21 protein-coding genes and 1 tRNA gene are annotated in these 16,937 nt (G+C 61.1%); 17 read left to right on the top strand and 5 right to left on the bottom strand.

Annotation, left to right across the window (positions count from 1 at the left end):
• Positions 1-5: 5 nt before the first annotated feature.
• The 7 genes from pheT to ACE04A_RS11065 all read left to right on the top strand — a co-directional run bounded on the left by pheT (position 6) and on the right by ACE04A_RS11065 (position 6,033).
• Positions 6-2,423, top strand: coding sequence for a phenylalanine--tRNA ligase subunit beta (gene pheT, locus ACE04A_RS11095; RefSeq protein ID WP_485820124.1), 2,418 nt, complete (start codon positions 6-8; stop codon positions 2,421-2,423).
• Between the two features lie 3 nt (positions 2,424-2,426).
• Positions 2,427-2,768, top strand: coding sequence for an integration host factor subunit alpha (locus ACE04A_RS11090; RefSeq protein WP_006218744.1), 342 nt, complete (start codon positions 2,427-2,429; stop codon positions 2,766-2,768).
• Between the two features lie 58 nt (positions 2,769-2,826).
• Complete coding sequence (locus ACE04A_RS11085) at positions 2,827-3,270, top strand: MerR family transcriptional regulator (RefSeq protein ID WP_100855160.1); 444 nt, start codon at positions 2,827-2,829, stop codon at positions 3,268-3,270.
• Between the two features lie 244 nt (positions 3,271-3,514).
• Positions 3,515-3,591 (top strand) — tRNA-Pro (locus ACE04A_RS11080).
• A 174-nt stretch (positions 3,592-3,765) separates the two neighbouring features.
• Positions 3,766-4,320 carry an aspartate carbamoyltransferase gene (locus ACE04A_RS11075; protein WP_448719156.1) on the top strand — a complete coding sequence of 185 codons (555 nt, stop codon included), beginning with the start codon at positions 3,766-3,768 and terminating at the stop codon, positions 4,318-4,320.
• A 105-nt stretch (positions 4,321-4,425) separates the two neighbouring features.
• A complete protein-coding gene (locus ACE04A_RS11070) occupies positions 4,426-5,208 on the top strand; it encodes a hypothetical protein (RefSeq protein WP_448719155.1) in 783 nt (260 codons plus the stop codon).
• A 3-nt stretch (positions 5,209-5,211) separates the two neighbouring features.
• Positions 5,212-6,033 (top strand): alpha/beta fold hydrolase, encoded by an 822-nt coding sequence (locus ACE04A_RS11065; RefSeq protein WP_448719154.1) that lies wholly within the window; start codon positions 5,212-5,214, stop codon positions 6,031-6,033.
• Between the two features lie 92 nt (positions 6,034-6,125).
• Here the strand turns inward: ACE04A_RS11065 and ACE04A_RS11060 are convergent, their stop codons facing one another.
• Positions 6,126-6,515 (bottom strand): hypothetical protein, encoded by a 390-nt coding sequence (locus ACE04A_RS11060; protein ID WP_259249160.1) that lies wholly within the window; start codon positions 6,513-6,515, stop codon positions 6,126-6,128.
• Positions 6,516-6,695: 180 nt separating this feature from the next.
• Here ACE04A_RS11060 and ACE04A_RS11055 point away from each other — a divergent pair, with 180 nt between their 5' ends.
• Positions 6,696-7,610 (top strand): PhzF family protein, encoded by a 915-nt coding sequence (locus tag ACE04A_RS11055; protein ID WP_279994387.1) that lies wholly within the window; start codon positions 6,696-6,698, stop codon positions 7,608-7,610.
• 278 nt (positions 7,611-7,888) lie between these two features.
• On the top strand, positions 7,889-8,323 hold the full coding sequence (locus ACE04A_RS11050) for a GNAT family acetyltransferase (protein ID WP_438859379.1): 435 nt from the start codon (positions 7,889-7,891) through the stop codon (positions 8,321-8,323).
• A 55-nt stretch (positions 8,324-8,378) separates the two neighbouring features.
• On the opposite strand, the gene ACE04A_RS11045 is transcribed toward ACE04A_RS11050, so the two are convergent.
• Positions 8,379-9,332 (bottom strand): M14 family metallopeptidase, encoded by a 954-nt coding sequence (locus tag ACE04A_RS11045; protein WP_427965543.1) that lies wholly within the window; start codon positions 9,330-9,332, stop codon positions 8,379-8,381.
• 257 nt (positions 9,333-9,589) lie between these two features.
• Here ACE04A_RS11045 and ACE04A_RS11040 point away from each other — a divergent pair, with 257 nt between their 5' ends.
• A complete protein-coding gene (locus ACE04A_RS11040) occupies positions 9,590-9,844 on the top strand; it encodes a hypothetical protein (protein WP_259249156.1) in 255 nt (84 codons plus the stop codon).
• A 211-nt stretch (positions 9,845-10,055) separates the two neighbouring features.
• Entirely contained in the window at positions 10,056-10,646 is a 591-nt protein-coding gene (locus tag ACE04A_RS11035; RefSeq protein ID WP_279994390.1) for a BPSL1445 family SYLF domain-containing lipoprotein, read from the top strand.
• A gap of 82 nt (positions 10,647-10,728) precedes the next feature.
• Here the strand turns inward: ACE04A_RS11035 and ACE04A_RS11030 are convergent, their stop codons facing one another.
• The gene (locus ACE04A_RS11030) at positions 10,729-10,962 is read right to left on the bottom strand and encodes a hypothetical protein (RefSeq protein ID WP_100855170.1); all 234 of its coding nucleotides are present in this window, start codon (positions 10,960-10,962) and stop codon (positions 10,729-10,731) included.
• Positions 10,963-11,077: 115 nt separating this feature from the next.
• The gene (locus tag ACE04A_RS11025; protein ID WP_006218755.1) at positions 11,078-11,548 is read right to left on the bottom strand and encodes an Lrp/AsnC family transcriptional regulator; all 471 of its coding nucleotides are present in this window, start codon (positions 11,546-11,548) and stop codon (positions 11,078-11,080) included.
• Positions 11,549-11,707: 159 nt separating this feature from the next.
• Between ACE04A_RS11025 and ACE04A_RS11020 the strand changes: the two genes are divergently transcribed.
• The 6 genes from ACE04A_RS11020 (at position 11,708) to ACE04A_RS10995 (ending at position 15,837) form a co-directional block, all read left to right on the top strand.
• Positions 11,708-12,619: a DMT family transporter gene (locus tag ACE04A_RS11020; RefSeq protein WP_448719153.1), complete on the top strand. Its 912-nt coding sequence runs from the start codon at positions 11,708-11,710 to the stop codon at positions 12,617-12,619.
• A gap of 60 nt (positions 12,620-12,679) precedes the next feature.
• Entirely contained in the window at positions 12,680-13,426 is a 747-nt protein-coding gene (locus tag ACE04A_RS11015) for a sulfite exporter TauE/SafE family protein (RefSeq protein WP_279994392.1), read from the top strand.
• Positions 13,427-13,480: 54 nt separating this feature from the next.
• Positions 13,481-13,705, top strand: coding sequence for a hypothetical protein (locus ACE04A_RS11010; protein WP_259249151.1), 225 nt, complete (start codon positions 13,481-13,483; stop codon positions 13,703-13,705).
• A gap of 342 nt (positions 13,706-14,047) precedes the next feature.
• Complete coding sequence (locus ACE04A_RS11005) at positions 14,048-14,260, top strand: hypothetical protein (protein WP_006218759.1); 213 nt, start codon at positions 14,048-14,050, stop codon at positions 14,258-14,260.
• Positions 14,261-14,409: 149 nt separating this feature from the next.
• The gene (locus tag ACE04A_RS11000; protein WP_448719192.1) at positions 14,410-15,519 is read left to right on the top strand and encodes an AGE family epimerase/isomerase; all 1,110 of its coding nucleotides are present in this window, start codon (positions 14,410-14,412) and stop codon (positions 15,517-15,519) included.
• Between the two features lie 102 nt (positions 15,520-15,621).
• Positions 15,622-15,837 carry a hypothetical protein gene (locus tag ACE04A_RS10995; protein ID WP_025135384.1) on the top strand — a complete coding sequence of 72 codons (216 nt, stop codon included), beginning with the start codon at positions 15,622-15,624 and terminating at the stop codon, positions 15,835-15,837.
• A gap of 108 nt (positions 15,838-15,945) precedes the next feature.
• Here the strand turns inward: ACE04A_RS10995 and ACE04A_RS10990 are convergent, their stop codons facing one another.
• A complete protein-coding gene (locus tag ACE04A_RS10990) occupies positions 15,946-16,884 on the bottom strand; it encodes a LysR substrate-binding domain-containing protein (protein ID WP_485820123.1) in 939 nt (312 codons plus the stop codon).
• Positions 16,885-16,937 lie beyond the last annotated feature (53 nt).

Here is a 16,937-nt window from a genome sequence, read left to right as displayed (position 1 = left end):
TGATCATGCAATTTCCCGAATCCTGGCTGCGTACGCTGGTCAACCCTCCGATCGCAACCGACGAACTCGCGCACCGGCTTACCATGGCCGGCCTGGAAGTCGAAGACACCGCGCCTGCCGCACCGCCCTTTACCGGCGTGGTCGTGGGCCCCATCGTTGAGATCGCTCCGCATCCCGACGCCGACAAGCTGCGCGTCTGCCAAGTGGACGATGGCTCTGGCGAACGCCTGCAAATCGTGTGCGGTGCACCGAACGCGGCTGCCGGCCTGAAGGTGCCGCTGGCCCGCGTGGGCGCAGAACTGCCCGGCGGCATGAAGATCGGCGTCGCGAAAATGCGCGGCGTGCAATCGTCGGGCATGCTGTGCTCGGCCCGCGAGCTGGGCTTGTCGCAAGACCACGCCGGCCTGTTGGAACTGCCCGCCGACATGGTGCCCGGCCAGTCCATCCGCGAAGCGCTCGATCTGGACGACACGCTCTTCACGCTCAAGCTCACGCCCAACCGCGCCGACTGTCTGTCGATCCTTGGCGTGGCGCGTGAAGTGGCCGCGCTGACGGGGGCTCCGCTGTCCGTGCCCACGGCCGTTGCCGTGCCCGTGCAGCTTGATGAGCGCCTGCCCGTCAAGATTGAAGCCCCTGATCTGTGCGGCCGTTTCGGCGGTCGCGTGATCCGCGGCGTGAACGCCCGCGCTGCAACGCCCGACTGGATGAAGTCGCGCCTGGAGCGTGCCGGCCAACGTTCGCTGTCGGCCTTGGTCGACATCTCGAACTACGTGATGCTTGAGCTGGGCCGTCCGTCGCACGTGTTCGATCTGGACAAGATCGGCGGCGACATCTCCGTGCGCTGGGCGCGCGAAGGTGAAACGCTGGAACTGTTGAACGGCCAGACCGTCGCGCTGGACCCGAAGGTGGGCGTCGTCGTCGCTGGTGATCAGGTGGAAAGCCTGGCCGGCATCATGGGCGGCGAAGCCACCTCCGTGACGCTGGACACGCAGAACATCTATCTGGAAGCCGCGTTCTGGTGGCCGCAAGCCATCGCCGGCCGCGCGCGCCGCTACAAGTTCAGCTCGGAAGCCAGCCATCGCTTCGAGCGTGGCGTGGACTACGCCAGCATCCCCGAGCACATTGAATTCATCACGCGCCTGATCGTTGATATCTGCGGCGGCCAGGTTGGCCCCTTGGACGATCAGATCGTGAACCTGCCGGCGCGTCCGCCCGTGCGCATGCGCCTGGCGCGTTGCCATCGCGTGCTGGGCGTGCCCGTCACGCAGGAACAGGTCGCGAAGATTTTCGCCAGCCTGGGTCTGGAATTCACGGTTGAAGGCGATGACTTCATCGTCAATCCGCCGTCGTATCGATTCGATCTTGAGATCGAGGAAGACCTGATCGAGGAAGTGGCTCGCATCTACGGTTTCGAAAGCATTCCCGACGTGCCGCCGATGGCCCGCGCCAAAATGTTCTCGCAGCCCGAAGTGCATCGCGGCGCGCACGCGCTGCGCCGCCTGACCGCCGCGCAGGATTACCAGGAAGTCGTCAACTACAGCTTCGTCGAAGCCGACTGGGAACGCGACTACGCCGGCAACGACACGCCCGTGCGCCTGGTGAACCCGATTGCCAGCCATTTGTCGGTCATGCGTTCAAGCCTGATCGGCGGTTTGGTTGCCAACATCCGTCACAACGCCAACCGCAAGCAGTCGCGCGTTCGTGTGTTCGAACTGGGTCGCGTCTTCATGCGCGACGCCGACGCGCAAGATGGTCCCCTGGAAGTCGCAGGTGTGCGCCAGCCGATGCGTTTGTCGGGCGCCGCCTGGGGCCCGGCCGTTGAAGAGCAGTGGGGCATTGCCACGCGCCAAGTCGATTTCTTTGACGTGAAGATGGACGTCGAGGCGCTATTCGGCGCACGCGGCCGCCGCTTGCGTTTCGAAGCCGCCGCCCATCCTGCACTGCATCCGGGCCGCAGTGCCCGCATCGAACTGGACGGCAAGCAAGTGGGCTGGCTCGGCGAACTGCATCCGCGTTGGGCGCAACAAGCCGACTTGGCGCATGCACCTGTCGTGTTTGAGCTGGACGTGGACGCGCTGTCTGAAGGTGAGCTGCCCCAAGTGCGCGAGCTCTCGCGTCAGCCGGTGGTGGTGCGCGATCTGGCGCTGTGGGTCGACGCATCCGTCTCCACGCAATCGATGCTGGACACCGTGTTCGCAGCCGTTAAGGCCGATGCCCAACTGGCCGTTGTGCAGGACGCGCGCGTGTTCGACGTGTGGCGCGAGAAGGCTCATGGCGGCGAGCCCGTCACGGAGAAAAGCCTTGCTTTCCGTTTCTGGCTACAGGACACTGAAGTCACCCTGGACGAAGCTCGTGTGGCGGATTGCCTGTCCCGCATCAAGGATGCATTGGTCAGTGCCCACGGCGCGCGCCAGCGTACATGAACCATGGGGAACAGTATGCTTGCTGCCGAGCCACGCACCCTGACCAAGGCTGAGCTGGCCGAACTGCTCTTCGAGCGGGTCGGCTTGAACAAACGCGAAGCCAAGGACATTGTCGATACCTTCTTCGAGGAAATCCGCGACGCTCTGGCGCGCGGAGATTCCGTCAAGCTCTCGGGTTTTGGCAATTTCCAGGTGCGCGACAAACCGCCGCGCCCGGGCCGCAACCCCAAGACCGGCGAGACCATTCCCATCGCCGCACGCCGCGTGGTCACGTTCCACGCGAGTCAAAAACTCAAGAGCGTGGTGGAGCAGGCCACCCCTGCTGCACCCGACGCCGCGGAGTGATACGCTTTGTCGGTAATTGTTATCGGCACCCGGCTTACTCGCGGCATAAAATTCGCTTATGACACGTACTGAATCCACCGTTACGCTACCGCCCATTCCCGCCAAGCGTTACTTCACCATTGGTGAAGTCAGCGAGCTGTGCGGCGTCAAGCCTCATGTCTTGCGGTACTGGGAGCAGGAATTCACCCAGCTCAAGCCGGTCAAGCGGCGCGGCAACCGCCGCTACTATCAGCACCACGAAGTGCTGCTGATCCGCCGCATCCGTTCCTTGCTGTATGAACAAGGCTTCACCATCAGCGGCGCACGCAATCGCTTGGGCGACGCGCGCGACATGCCGCACGATCAGGACGCGGCGGTGCGCTTGTCCGGTGCCGAAATGCAAGGCTTGCGCAACGAACTCGCCAACGTCTCGACGATGTTGGCCGATGCTTTGGGCTTGCCTGCGAACGCGACCAGCTCCGCCAACACCGCAAGCAACAGCAACGTTGGCACCGCGGTCTGAGCGCTGAGCTGATCTACCGCTTCATCGTCGTCAAAGATCTTCCGACAGTACGCAACATCCGCAACGCGCGCCGCTGATCCAGCAGCGCGCGTTGCACATCGCAGTGCCTTTGCGCGTCATGCGCCGTCTTGTATGTAGCTGATGCAAGCGACGAACATGAGGCGCAAATTTTTTTGAGTATTCAGCACTTTTTTTGCACCAATCCGTGCAAACAATTTTTTGTTCTGCTATACTCTTTTTCTTTCGGGGCGTAGCGCAGCCTGGTAGCGCACTTGCATGGGGTGCAAGGGGTCGCGAGTTCGAATCCCGCCGTCCCGACCAGCAATACCCTAAGGGGGTTAGTGATGAAAATCACTAACCCCCTTTCTCATTGCTGGAACGCCATGGGGGCTTTGCTCTATTGTTGTCGGTTCAATGCCGTCAACGCAGGCGTGTGATCATTGCTACGTGTAATGCGCTTGCTCAAGCGTTGCGACAACTACCCGGAGATCAAGAATGCGGAAGCTAATTGCAGTGGCGCTCGCTTTCTCTGCATTGATTGGTTTCGCTCAAGCGCAGAACACCGATTCGTCGCCGATGGATCATTCCCAGATGGACCATGCCGCTCACATGAAAGTGAAGGCTGACGCGCGGCGTCAGACAGTGGTTTCCGAGCGGGGCAAAGATGTGATGCCTTTCAGCTTGTCAGCCACGACCCATATTTTCACCAAGAGTACGGACGGCGGCGTTCAACGAGTGGTGGCGAAGAATGCGTCAGACGCTGATCAAGTGGCGCGGATTCGGCAGCATTTGCAGGAGATCCAAGCGCAGTTCTTGAAGGGAGACTTCTCGGGTCCGAGTCACATCCATGGTCAAAACATGCCGGGATTGGCTGAACTGAAGGCCGCCAGCCCTGGGCAACTCGACATTGCCTACCAGGAAGTCAAAGGTGGAGCGCAGCTGACATACACAGCGAAAGAAGCGCCCCTGGTAGGTGCGTTGCACAAGTGGTTTGATGCCCAGCTTTCTGACCATGGCAACGATGCGGTCGACGCGCATGAATCCCATTGACTGACCGGTTTCCCTGCGTCAGTTGGAGCCACCATTGAATCCCAACGAAAATCACGGACTCTGGTGTAACGTATCGCTCCATCTCAGTCCCCCAAAGGCAAGCCTGTGGCTAGCAAACTCGCTGGAACTCAGTTCATCGCGTTGACCTTCAAAGCCATCCGTCAACAAGGCCGTCGAATGATGGCGACCGCGCCTGGGTCATTGGCCGCGTTCATCGTTACGCTGCCTTTCGCGTTGCTGTTGTCCAACTCCGCGGGCACGATGCAGTTTGTGTTTCTACTGCTGGCCATGGTGAACCTGCTGGCGTTGGCGCGGGTGACCTTTGCCTGGCTTGGGATGCTTGTCGGCCGTGATGCGGCGGCGTCGCAGCTTGCGCGAGGAAGCAACGCCGAGGCCAAGCATCTGGCTTTGCTGGTGCTCTTTGTGGTCGTGGTGGGCGCGTTATTGCGGGCGTCCGCTGATATCCCAATATTGCTTTACTTCGCGATGAATGGCGTGGGCGATGCCGGATTCTTCATCGCGCTGTTCATTGTGCTGGGCTTGCTTTGGATACCGTTTGTGTATGGTGGCGCGGTGGTGGCGTTGAGTTGGGTGCGTGCCGTTGCGGCGGGTGAATACGGCTTCAAGGCAATGCGCGATGCCATGCTTTTCAAGCGTTGGCCCTTGGTCACTGCGCTGTTCGTCTTGCTTGTGTCCGTGGGCTTTACCAAGACCATGGTGGCGGACGTGGCGCCTTACCCGACGACGTCTGGCGTTGGGTTCAGCTTAGCCGGCATGCTGATCAGCATCGGCATGCTTGTGATCGTGACGGTGATGTGCGCGGTGGCGTATCGCGAGTCCGTGCCGCAAACAGCCGATACGGCGGGCGATCCCGCCGTGGTTGCGTGAGCCATGCGTACACAACATCAAATCCCTTGCGGCGGTGCGACGCTTTTTGCGGAAGCGGAGGGTAGCGGCGACCCGGTCGTGTTCTTGCACGCCGCCATTTGCGACCGCCGCATGTGGGATGTGCAGATGTCGGGCATTGCGGCCGGCAACAAGGGCATTGCGTATGACCGGCGTGGCTATGGGAAGACGCATGCCGTGGCAGAGGATTATTCGGCGGTTGCGGATTTGATAGCAGTGATTGATGCCTTGGCGGACGGCAAGCCGGTGATCTTGATTGGATGCTCGCAGGGGGCGCGGGTGGCGCTGGACGCTGCGCTGCTACATCCTTCCCGCGTGCGGGGGCTGGTGTTGATTGCACCGACGGTGCCAGGCGCGCCCGAGCCGGAGTTTCCGGCCAACGTCAAAGCACTGATGGCGGTGCTGAAGCAGGCCGAGGCCGACGGCGACAAAGATCGCGTGAACATGTTGAAGGCGCGGTTGTTCCTGGACGGGCCTTGTGAACCGGAAGGGCGCGTAGCGGGCGCTGCACGTCAGCGCTTTCTTGAAATGAATGCCGCCATATTGCAGTCGCCGTATGGTGGAGTAAGCCTAGATGATTTGCCCACCTACTGGCGTTTAAATGAGATCCGCAAGCCGGCGCTGGTGATGTGGGGTGACTGCGATTTTCCACATATTCAGGCACGAAGCCGGCAGGTGGCGACGATGCTGGCGAACGGCACTGGTCAAACCTTGTCCGGCACGGCCCATTTGCCCAGCTTGGACCGGCCGGCCGAATTGACCGTCGAGATCTTGGCGTTCATCCATCGCATCGCCAATCAGGCCTGAGCGCGCGCTACAGGCTTCAGCGTTTCAGGTTTTAACCCTGTAGGCTGTAGCGCCTCGGCCACGGCCACTGCCTAGGCTTCAGCGCTTCAGCCTTAACGTTTCTTGCCCGCGCCGCGCGGCATCGGCGCCAGTGGGGTTCCGACGTGCGAGGCCAGCCAGTGTTCGATCTTGTCGTCCCGGCGTGCTGCCCAATCCTTGCCTAGTTCCAGCACCAGCATGTTGCGGGTATCGCCAAGGTCTTGGCCCGGTTCCTTCTGGAACATGGCGCGCCAGATTTCCGAGGCCACCATATCCGTCGTCAGCAAAACGCCTATACCCTTGGCGTCGATCCATAGCGGCGCGGCGCGTTCATCCACGTGCTTCTTCAGGTTTTCAAGCTGCTTTTGGGCGAGTGAGGCGTTGTCTTTCGACGCCGCGATCAAGATCAGGTATTGCCGGTGGCCGATAACGGGTTCGTCGGCGTCGCCAAAAGGGTTTTCCATGGTGCATTCCTTGCAGGAGTAAAGCGCGCTTCGGGCCGCGAGGACGGCCCAGGAGGACAGGGTACTCGACCTGCGCGCGCGCCGCGCTGTTATGGCGAAAGTCGTGGCTTTCTGTGCCTGTCGCAACCCTTGCACCGGCGCGCATACTCTTGGCATTCACATGCCAACGGGAGACCTTTGATGCGCTACCGCTACGTGACGGCCGATGTATTCACCACGCAGACCTATTGCGGCAACCCTCTGGCGGTCGTGCTGGATGCCGAGGGCCTGGATGGTGCGCAGATGCAGCGCATTGCCCGCGAATTCAATTACTCGGAAACCAGCTTCGTACTGCCGCCGAAAGATCGTGCCAATACGGCCTGGGTGCGGATCTTCACGCCTGATCGCGAGGTGCCGTTCGCGGGGCATCCGAATGTGGGTACGGCGGTGGTGCTGGCGCGCGAAATGGTCGCGGCGGGGCGCCCGGCGCCGGATGCTTTTGTGTTTGAAGAGGCTGCGGGCCTGGTGCGCATCGCCCTGCGGTCGGGCGCCAAGGGCGTGGAAAGCGTGGAGCTGCAAGCGCCGCAACCGTTGTCACGCGCCAGCGAAGTCTCGGCCGCGGACCTGGCGCGTGCGCTGAAATTGGAGCCGTCCGATATCGAGATGTCCGAGCATGCGCCGCAGGTGGTGTCGGTGGGTTTGATATTCCTGGTGGCGCAGTTGGCCAGCCGCGACGCCTTGCGCCGCGCGTCGCCGGATTCGAACGGCTACGCGGCGCTGTTGCCGTTGGACGGGGCGAAGTCGATCTACGTCTACACCACTGACACCAGCGGCGACACGGTCGACGCGCCGACCGATATCCAGGCGCGGATGTTCACCGGCCGCATGACGGAAGACCCCGCCACCGGCAGCGCCACGGCGGCCGTCACGGCGCTGCGCGCAGCGTTGCGCGGGCGCGGGAAGTTGGAATTGCGCGTAGGGCAGGGGGTGGACATGGGCCGGGCCAGCCTGTTGCTGGCGCATGCCGAACCCCGCGCCGATGGCGTATGGGCTGGCGTGGCGGGTCACGCGGTGGTGGTGATGGAAGGGACCTTGCCCGCGCCAGAACTGGGCTGAATCCACCTTGATTGTGCACAAGGGCCTCGTGTATGCTGGCCCGCATGAACGCACTGCATTTTTCTCCCGCATGCCGGGCAGGCAACCGACGAGTCACTCGACGCTTATGTTGAGTGGCTAGTCACGTCAAGGCGCCGCGTTTGCGGCGCTCTCCCTTGAAGGCCACGATACCTCTCGTGGCCTTTTTGTTTGCAGGGTCTGTGGTGTGCACATTGCTTGCCTTGATACGCACGAGACGGTTCGCCAGGCCTTCGTTTTCCTCGCTACAGGAACGAAGCATGACTATTCAAGCACTGGCCATCCAGCCCTATCACCCCGCCGATGAGGCCGCCCTGATCCAGTTATGGCGCGACTGCGGCCTGACGCGCCCCTGGAACGATCCGGTCAAGGACATCGCGCGCAAAGCGACTGTGCAAGCCGATCTGTTTTTGGTGGGCAGGATTGACGGCGCCATCGTCGCGACGGTGATGGGCGGCTATGACGGGCATCGCGGCTGGGTGAATTACCTGGCGGTGTCGCCGGCGCATCAGCGGCGAGGCTACGCCACGGTGCTGATGCATGCCCTTGAAGCTCGCTTGCTTGCCATGGGCTGTCCGAAGATCAATCTGCTGATCCGTTCGGGCAACCTGGGCGTGCAGGGCTTCTACAAGAGCCTGGGCTTTCAACTGGACGAGGTCGTGAGCCTGGGCAAGCGCCTGATTCCGGATACGTAAGTCGGATACCTAAGACGGATATCCCAGACGCGCCCAGGGATGCGGTCGCCAGCGCTTAGATGGCGACCGTCAAATAGACCGCTTCGCGGCCAACGATCGGCATGCGCGTGGGCATGAAGATCGTGCAATGGTCACACGGCGACCGAATTTCCTCTGCGCCATTCGTGGCTATCAACTCGCCTTTGTCGAAGGTTTCAAAGCCAATGACCGGGCGGGTGAAGCGGAAGTCTTCAGACTTCACCATGTGCACTTCAAGCAGGCGGTAGCGCTGGGGCACGGGCGGGGGCGCGGCGTCCTGGGGCGCATCGATCAAACCGGTGTGGGCAAGGAAGCGCAGCGTCACGTCGGTGGCCAGTTCAGCGGCCGAACGCGCAAAGTGCTGGCCGCATTCGACCACCAGCGCACCACCGCTGTCGGACGACGGGTCACCATGGTGGCCATAGCCCATCACGCCCGTGCCGGGAAACTTGTGCTGCGGCATGACCAGATGCACGGCGGGGGCGCCCACCGCGGCAGCCAACGCGGTGTTGCGGTCCATCTCGTTGTAGACCCAGAAAGGTTGCACCGGCGCGCGGGTCGAGTGGATGTCCAGCACGAAGTCCGCCGCGTCCAAGACCGGCCGCAATTCGCGCGCGCGGCGCAGTTCTGGGCTGTCTTCGGCACCATCCAGCATGGCTGCGGACCAGATGCGGTTCAAGTTGTGGACCAGTTGGCGGTTTTCGTACGGGTTGTCGATGTCGAAGGCCTCATAGGCTTCGACGTGGGCGAAGCTGACCGTCAATGTGCCGATCTTCGGCCGCACGCCGTTGTCCAGCAAATGGGTGGCGGCGACCATGCCACAGATTTCGTTGCCATGCGTGATGGCGTTGATCAGTACGTGAGGGCCGGGCACGCCGGACTCAAAACGATGCACGTACGGGATGCCGGTGTTGCCTTCGCGGTATGCCGATAGGTCGCGGGGCAGGATTTCCAGGGGGGCGGTGTCGGGTTCGAAAGCAGTGGGTTGCATGGGGATGTTTGGCCTCTTGTTGAACGTTGCAAATATACCCCTGGGTATCGTGCTCTGGTCCATCGTGCTTTTTTTTGAACCGCAAAAAATAATGAAAACGGCGCGAAAAGGGCGGAATTTCGCCGCTTGAGATGTTGTGCAAGATGCGTCAGTACTAGGCGAAATAGTGCGCCATAACCCGTTGAAATGACTGCTTTTCAGCGCCAATATTTTTTGGCATATTGCGCGCGGTGAGTTCGATTTCAGGAGCGAAAAGAATGGGTTCGGTGCCGCAACGGCATATCGATGGTTTTCAAGTCGGTTGTGAAATCGTAAGCCTGGATGCAGGCGTGTTGGCCATCGAGATAATCGTCAGCCGGGTAGGCAATGACGGTGGACAGCAACGCTGGTCCCTGCCGCGTTTCGTCACGTTTGCCAACGCCGAGGTGGCCAGGCGTCATGCGGAACTGGTCTTGTCGGGCATCGTGTCCGTGGATGTGGCGACGGGCGAACCCCGCTACGGCATTCTGTAGTGATGTAGCACGGGTAGGGAAATGCCCTACCAAATGTTGCCGTGTGATTGGGGGTGATTTCTCGCCCGCAGGCGCACGGTTGTTGAAGAAGACCCGCCTGGGTCAGGGCGGCAGCAGGTAGGTTTTGTTTCGTTTATCACAATCCGATGCCGTGGCCCGGCGGGTTTGGCCGGTACATTGGGGGCGGATGACAACAATAAAGGAGAGTTCCATGCTTGATACTTTTCCTGTCCTGCGTCGTGTAGGCATTGCGGCGGCTATCGGTGCGGCAGGCCTGCTGTTTGCGGGTTGCACCACCACCACGCCAAAATCTTCCGCATCAGCCACTGAAAAGCGCGATTCGATGAATAGCGCGGCCAATGCAACCCTGACCAAACTCTACGAGGCATCGCCGCAGTCCAAGGAATTGGTGGCGCGTGCTAAGGGCGTGCTGGTGTTCCCTGATGTATTGAGCGGCAGCTTCATTGTGGGCGCCGAGCACGGCAACGGTGTGCTGCGCGTGGGCGGGGCCAATGCCGGCTACTACAGCACGACGGCGGGTTCGATCGGTTTTCAGGCTGGCGCGCAATCCAAGGCAATGGTGTTGTTGTTCATGACGGATGACGCATTGAACAAGTTCCGCAACAGCAGCGGCTGGACGGTGGGTGCGGACGCCACGGTGGCGGTGGTGAACATCGGCGCGAACGGCCGCATCGACACCAACACGGCGCAGCAGCCGATTGTTGGCTTCGTGATGAATAACGGCGGCCTGATGGCTGGGGTTTCGCTGGCGGGCACCAAGATCTCCAAGCTCGACTGGTAAGATCTTTTTCCCATGAAAAAACGCCGCGGATTTTTCCGCGGCGTTTTTATTTTGGCTCGGCTAATTCGCCAAGCCCACGGCATCAACCGATCAGGTTGTCGCCGTTACTACGCACGGCGCTTTCGCGTTGGATTTCAGCTTCCTCGATGTCGGGGTCCAGGCCGCGCCATCGCAGGATGCGACCGCGTTCGGGCTCGGGTTCCCAACCCAGCATGCCGTAGCGCGTGATTTCGGTTTCGCCTGTGTCGAATTCGACTTCAAAGTAACCCTGACGATCGGGTAGCGTGCTGCCGGGGGACCATTCTGTTTCGGGCATGGTTGCTCCTTGCTAAGCGATGGGAGGGAAGGCCGGCGCACATGCGGCGCCGACGCAATCATTGTGCGGGCGCCCGCTGGATCCCGCAAGCTTGCCGATCACGTGGCGCCAGCCATCAGGCAAGCGGCACGGCGGTGGTGTAGAGCACTTGCTTCAGCGCAAAGCTTGAACGGATGCTGGCAACGCCCGGAATGCGCGTGATGTGCTCGACGATCAGGCGTTCCAGTGCATCCACGTCCGGCACCAGCGCGCGGATCAGGTAGTCGGCGTCGCCCGACATCAGATAGCACTCCATGATTTCCGGCAGCACGGCAATTTCGCGTTCGAAGACATCCAGCGCGGCCTTGCGTTGCTTGTCCAGCGAGATCTGGATGAACACGTTCACCTTTAGCCCCAGCTTGCGCGCATTCAGCAGTGTGACCCGGCGGTCGATCAGCCCATCGGTTTCCAGGCGCCTGACACGGGCCAGGCAGGGCGAGGCCGACAGGTTGACCCGGGCGGCAAGCTCGACATTGGTCAGGCGGGCGTCGCGTTGTAGTTCGTTCAGGATTCGGATGTCGGTTGCATCCAGATTGATTTCCGGCATAAGTCACCTAGCTTTGTCGATTGGCAGCGCATTCGTGCTGAGGCAGGAGTTTATCGGAGTGCATTCAGGTGAAATATGCTGGGGTTTACCCTATAGACTATTCCTTCCTTTTGCCAATCGGCAAAAGCACAGAATATTCAAGCGGTAGAGCAGGCAGTGATGAGTCAGCAAAGTGCGTTGCGCAGGTTTTTGCCCTTGGCGGGTGCGGTCCTGATCTGGGGCGGCAATTGGCCCGTCATGAAGATGGGGCTGGCGCACATGAGCCCGCTTTGGCTGGCCGCCAGCCGTTTTGGATCGGCGGCGCTGATCAGCATGGTGGCGCTGGCGCTGTTGGGACGGCTGCGCTTGCCGACGCGGCAGGAATGGCCGCTGGTGGCGGGCGTGGCATTGCTGCAAATGGGCGCGTTCACGGCGTTGGCGCTGTGGGCGCTGCAATACGTGGCGCCTGGCCGCGCGTCCGTCATTGCGTACGCCACGTCGATATGGGTCATTCCGTTGTCGGCACTGATTCTGAAAGAGCGCCTGAGCGCGGGCCAGTGGCTGGCAACGGCGCTCAGTTATGCGGGCATAGCCGTGATCGTGGCGCCCGCGTTCAGCCCGTGGCAGGCGCATACGGCGATCGGCCTGATCATGCTGCTGGGCGCCTCGTTCGCGTGGGCGTGCAACATCATTCAACTGCGCGGCAGCCGCCATGTGCGCTTGGGCGCTGACATGATTCCCTGGCAGACAGCGCTGGCCACGCTGCCGTTGGTTGCGCTGGCTTGGATGCGCGACGGCGCACCCACCTTCCTGACCGTGCCGGACGCCTGGCCCATTATTCTGTACACCGGTCCGTTGGCCACCGCGCTGACTTTCATTGTGGTGCTGGGCATGACGCAAAAGATGCCGCCCGTAGCTACGTCCATTGCGATGTTGTGCGTGCCGGTCATCGGCTTGGTCGTTTCGTCGGTGGTCTTTCATGAACGCATTTCGGCAGACCTGGCGTTGGGCCTGTGCTTGATCGCGGCAAGCGTTGCGGCATCCGCCGTGGCGGCGCGCATGAAGCGTCCGCTTGCGCTGCGGCCGTCTTAGAACGCTTTAGAATGTCGTGCGCCGGGCGGGGCCTGGCAACACCTGTAGGTGCGCGGCAGAATGGACTCGTTATATGTATTGGTCGTGGTCGGTGCGGTGGCTGCCGGCTTCGTGCAAGGGTTGTCAGGGTTCGGCTTCGGTCTGGTGGCCATGTCATTCTGGGCGTGGACGATAGACCCCCGATTGGCGGCGGCGATGACCGTGTTCGGTGGGCTGACCGGCCAGTTACTGGCTGCATTCACCGTGCGCCGAGGGTTTTCGTGGTCGAACCTTCTGCCTTTCGTAGCGGGGGGCCTGGTGGGCATACCTGTTGGCGTGCAGCTCTTGCCGCATCTGGACCCGGTGATATTCAAGGCCTGTATTGGCGGCTTGCTTGCGGTCTGGTGCCCCCTGATGTTGTTCGCCACGCGCTTGCCGCGCATCACGGCGGGCGGCAAGGTGGCTGATGGGGTGGTAGGCGCGGTGGGCGGCGTCATGGGTGGCATCGGCGGCTTTACCGGCGTGATCCCAACCCTGTGGTGTACCTTGCGCGGTTTTGATCGCGATGTGCAACGGTCGGTGATCCAGAACTTCAACCTGTCGATGCTGGTCGTGACGATGGCGGGCTACCTCTACACGGGCGTGGTCACGCGCGACATGCTGCCGCTCTTCGCCATCATCTTGCCGGCGATGCTGGTGCCCACATTGCTGGGCGCTCGCTTGTATGTGGGCATCAGCGATGTGACGTTTCGCCGCGTCGTGCTGGGCCTGTTGACGCTATCGGGCGTGGCGCTGCTGGTCTCTTCGGTGCCCAAGCTTTTGACGTAGCCAGGCGGGCTTGACGGGCATGCTATCGTTTACGCCATTGAAGAGAGAATTAGCATGGCATTGCATCGTTTCCAAAAAGGCGAACTGAGTCACTGGCTGCGCATCGTGGCCGACAACTGTGAAGCTGACGCCGCTAAAGCTGTGGTGCCCGCTGAAATTTCGCAGGCATTGCAGACCTTGCGCTGCATCGAACCCGGCCCTGATGGCCGTTGGTTGATTACCGAAAAGGGCAAGCTTGCCCTGCGCATGGAAGAACCTGGCGCCATCCACGTGCGCTAAGCGCGTCCACGCAAGCGGCATTCCGTCGGACGCTTGCAGCGCTTTTCTTTCAACCCCCTGAAATCTTTCTGCTTGCTGCGCATTGAAGCAAGATGCGTGGAATTGCCGCATAGTTTGCGAATGTTTTCGTCCTATGTCGCACTTCAGGGGTATTTATGGGCCAGTACGGGAATCTCCTGAGACGGAATGTGCGATTTGGCATCTTCCGGACGTATCGCGCACCTTTCGTCGCCAGTAAGATGAACTTGCGTGACGCTTTCAGGTCTATTCATTTCGCGGGAATTTGCTCCCGCAACGTCACGCGTGGTTCACGCGTTTAGGTAACCGACTGGGAGGTAGCACATGCAGCATCGTGACCAGGAAGTACTGATCGACGTTTCCACGGCGGCCATGGATACCGGCGGATATGGCGTCTTGCTGACGGTAACGGCCGAGGGCGGCACCGAGGTGGATGCCGCGTTTTCCCACTTGGGCAACTGCGCTTCGTTAGACGAAGCACGTGATCGCGCGGAAATATTCGCGCAGAACTGGGTCGAGGAAAACATCTTCCGATAGGGCATAAGCGCCCTGGACGAAGCTGATCGGTTGGACCGGTCTGTGCTTGCATGAGGCTTAGGAAAATACTCAAAAAATTGCGACGAAATTTTCGGTTATCGTTGCTGCTCCGAAACCTGGAGCCCTTTTCGGGTATGCGTCGTTCCAAGATGACTGCCGCACAGACCACTCTTACTCTCACGGAACATGCCCGCGCCTTGCGGGCGCATTTTGGCTCTGTGATCCTGCCTTTGTGGATGGGGCCGGGCTTCAATCAAACCCTGAATCTGCCCTACGAATCGTTGGATGCCGCAACGGGTCAACCGTTGGCGCCCACGCGATATCGTGCGATGGCTTGCGCGCGGCAACTGTATGTATTCGCGCAGGCGCCGGGCGAGCAAGCCGGCCTGCATGCCGACCGGCTGTTCGATTCGCTATGCCGCGTGTTTCGCAATGAACTCGGCGGTTGGCTGTACAGCGTGGACGCGGATGCGCAGCCCTTGGATGACACGCAAGATCTTTATACGCACGCTTTCATAGTGCTGGCCTGCGCGGCGTATTTTCCGCGCAGCCGCAATGCCCAGGCGCGCAAGCTGATGTTGTCGACGGCGGCCACGATCGAGTCGCGTTTCAAGACGAATGATGGGCTGTACCACGCGGCGCTAAGCGCGGATCTTCTGCACCCGCTGAAAGCCCCGGCGCAGAATCCCATGATGCATCTGACTGAAGCGTATCTGGCTGCCGCGCAAGTGGCGGAGCCTGCGCTGTTTTCCCAGCGTTTGCGTTCGCTGGCGCAGGGCGTCAGCCAGTTCTTCGTGCATGGACCCACGCAGTGCATTTCCGAGGCCTTGCAGGGCTCGGCCGGCAATCGGCTGGAGCCCGGGCATCAGTTCGAATGGTTGTCGCTGGTGCATGGCGCGGCTGAGGTGTTCGAAGGCCTGGAGCTGGTGGAATCCTTGCCGCGTGCCATGCGGTGGTCGCGCGAGCACGGCGTGGATGTGGACGGCCCGGGTGTGGTGGCGTCGCTGGACGAGTCGGGCGTGGTCATTGATGCCACTCGGCGGATCTGGGCGCAAACCGAATACCTGCGGGCGTTGGCGGTGTTGGGCGATTTGCCCGCCCTGGAGTCGGGGCTGGCCAGTTTCCGAGCCCGATTCCTGCACGACGGGGGGTGGCATGAGTGCCTGGACAGCCAGGGAGCGGTGGTGCGGGCCGATATGCCGTCGACATCGCCGTACCATTTGGCGACCTGTCTCGCCGCGTTACCAAACGTTGTTTAAACGCTCATTTAACAATTATTGTCATTCACTTGATATAAATCGATAGAAAAACATTGGTGAAATCCCTTACAATTCCGTAACACTGTTTGTGGGGAAGCATCAATGAGCGTCATGTGTTTGGCGTGCCAACGCATTAATCCGGGCCTTGCAGGCGTTGCGCCGCATTCGCACCTGGGACATCAAGGTTTCACCAATCCCACGCAAAAAGGGCGCGAAGAGAGTCGCGAAGATCACTTCCGGTGCCTGAGTTGTGGGGCGAAATGGTTGCGTGAAACCGATAAGTGGGGCGTGGATCTGGGATTCAAGTTGGCGCCTTGAGCGTCGCACCGCCGCATGTGAGCCGGGCCTCTGAATAAGAGGCCCGTTTTATTTGGTTGCACCAAATTCCGAACCGAAGAAACTAAAGGTTTCTTTGAGGCCAGGCCCCTAGCCGTGCATCTGGTCTGCCGCTACGACGTCGGGATCCGCCTGCGCGGTTTGCAATAACCATTGCCGAAAGCAGGCCAGCGCGTAGTGGTCGCGCCGCTGAGCCGGGGCGCACAAGTGATAGCCGCGGCGCAAGCGTATCGGCAGCTTGGGAAAAGGCGCCGCCACGCGGCCAGATTGAAGCTCATCGCGCACCAAGCAGCGCTGCAGGACGGCGATGCCCATGTCGGCCATAACCGCTCGGATCAGGATGGACACTTGATCGAACCCCTGTGACAGCGTGACCGTCTGGCGCGGCACGCCGGCGGCAGTGAACCATTGCGCCCAGTTATCTTGCCCATTGGTGTGAAAAAGCAGCGGCTCACCCAGTAGGCCGTTCGGTGTGTTCCATAGCCCGTGGGCCTGGCGGGCGGCCAAGCGGTCCGGGTGGCAGATCACCACCACTTCGCGCCCAATTACGTAGTCGGCTTGCCATCCGGGCCATTGCTCGGGTGTGCCCGCCAGGATGCTCGCGTCCGGCGTGTCGCCCGAAAAATCTTCATTGCGCCGATAGGCCGAGAAATTGAGTTGGATGTCGGGATGACGCCGATGGAAGTCAGGCAGATGCGGCACCAGCCAGGCGCTGGCCAGCGTGGGAACCATGGACAGCGTCAGGTGCCGGCGGCGGTCGTCGGCGCGTAGCTCGGTGCTGAGCTTTTCGATGATTTGCAGCGGCGCCTGCGCGCCATCGTAGAGTTTTTGACCCATCGCCGTCAGCGTCAGCCCATGCGCATTCCGATGCATCAGCGGCTGGCCGAAATGCGCTTCCAGGCGCGAAATGGCGCGGCTGATGGCGCCCTGTGTCACGCATAGCGTCTGGGCGGCCAGGGTGAAGCTGCCCAAGCGCGCTGCCGTGATGAAGGCATGCAACTCGGACATGGAAGGCGAATGCAGCCGCATCGAGCATGACCTTTGGTAATGAAGGAGTGCAATATAGTCGTTTGAAAGGGGAC

It is taken from the genome of Achromobacter colocynthidis (genome assembly GCF_057334535.1).
Note: the sequence above shows the minus strand (reverse complement) of the source record. Positions and strands in the feature narration are given on the sequence as shown.